Annotated in this window: 1 protein-coding gene; it reads right to left on the minus strand. The window is 71.1% G+C overall.

Going from position 1 to position 1,435, the window contains the following annotated elements; translation table 11 throughout:
- On the minus strand, positions 1 to 928 hold a 928-nt coding region (locus D180_RS15135), incomplete at its 3' end, for a two-component regulator propeller domain-containing protein (RefSeq protein ID WP_304412382.1).
- Positions 929 to 1,435 lie beyond the last annotated feature (507 nt).

The raw sequence follows: 1,435 nt of genomic DNA on the forward strand, positions 1-1,435 counted from the left end.
GGAACAGGCCGCCGTTGGCGCCGATCCAGATGCTGCCCTCGGCGTCCTGCAGCAGGCTGACGATGCGCCCGTTGGGCAGCACGTCGCCCGGCAGCATGCGCTCGATGCCGTGCACACTGATCCGCAGCAGTCCCTGGTTCTCGGTGCCCAGCCAGATCGCGCCATCGCGGTCGCGCAGCATCGAGGTGAAATGGCCGTAGCCCGGCAGGTGCTGCACCAGCACCGCCTGCTCGCCCTGCAGTCGGTACAGGTTCTCGCCGGCCACCAGCCACAGCGAGCCGTCCGGTGCCCGATACGGCCAGGCCAGCCCCGGCGGCAGGCCGAACGCGGCCGGCGCGCGCCGCAGCACGCCCTGCGGGTCGCGGTACAGCAGGCCATCGAGACTGCCGATCCAGATCCGCCCCTGTTCGTCGGCGGCCATGTGCGGGAAGCTCGCCGCCAACGGCAGGTCGCGCGGCGCCGGCTGGTAATCGAAGCGACCGTCCGGCCACAGGCAGCCCAGGCCGTTGCCTTCGAACAGCAGCCACATGCGGCCGTCGCGGTCCTGGGTCATGGCGTGGATCAGCGCATGCGGCCAGCCCGGCGGCTGCCGCCAGAAGCGCCAGTTGCCGGCCGCATCGTGGCGGCCGAGATTGCCGCGCGAATCGCTCAACCACAGCGCGCCGGCGCGGTCCACGTACAGCGAGCCCACGCCGTTGTCGGGCAGGCCCGGGCGGGTGCTGCGGTCGATGACGGCGAAGTCCAGGCCGTTGTAGCGCACCAGCCCTTCCCAGGTGGCGAACCACAGGCGGCCGTCCGGGGTCTGCGCCAGATCGCGCAGGGAGTTGTGCGGCAGGCCGTTGCGCGAGGTCCAGGAATCGATCGCGTAGTCGCGTAGCGGCGGCACCCCGTCTGCGCCACCATCGGCGGCCACGGCGCGCCACGCCACGCCCAATGCCAGCAGCAAGAACAGCAGCACCGGCCACGCGCGCCCGCGGTCGCGTGCGAACGCCGTCTCCCCCCTCCCCCTGGCGACGCTCACTGTCCCGACCCGATCCGACGCAGGCGGGGCGCGACAGGACCCTGGCGCGGGGGGCCAGCGTCAAGGGGACGGGGGCGACACAGACTCATTACCGGAGCGGAACACGGGACGAGCGCCCATGGTAGGCAAAAAAGCGTCGCTGCGGGTGGAGGCCGTAGCAGGCTGCGGGAAAAGGACGCGTGAAGATTGCGCGGCGGTTAAGCCGGGGCGGTCTTCGCAGAGCGCAGCACCAACAACATTCCATCGCAGCACGCTCCCTTCTCCCATCGGGAGAAGGTGCCCCGCAGGGGCGGATGAGGGGACGGGCGAAGCCTGGGAAGACATCGATCGCAGCGGCGGACAAGCGCGCGGGCGAAGCCTGGTGTCGTTCTGATGCGCGATGGCTTCGCCCCGTACCCTCACCCCAACCCCTCT

It is taken from the genome of Xanthomonas sp. SHU 166, from assembly GCF_000364685.1.
Lineage (GTDB): Bacteria > Pseudomonadota > Gammaproteobacteria > Xanthomonadales > Xanthomonadaceae > Xanthomonas_A > Xanthomonas_A sontii.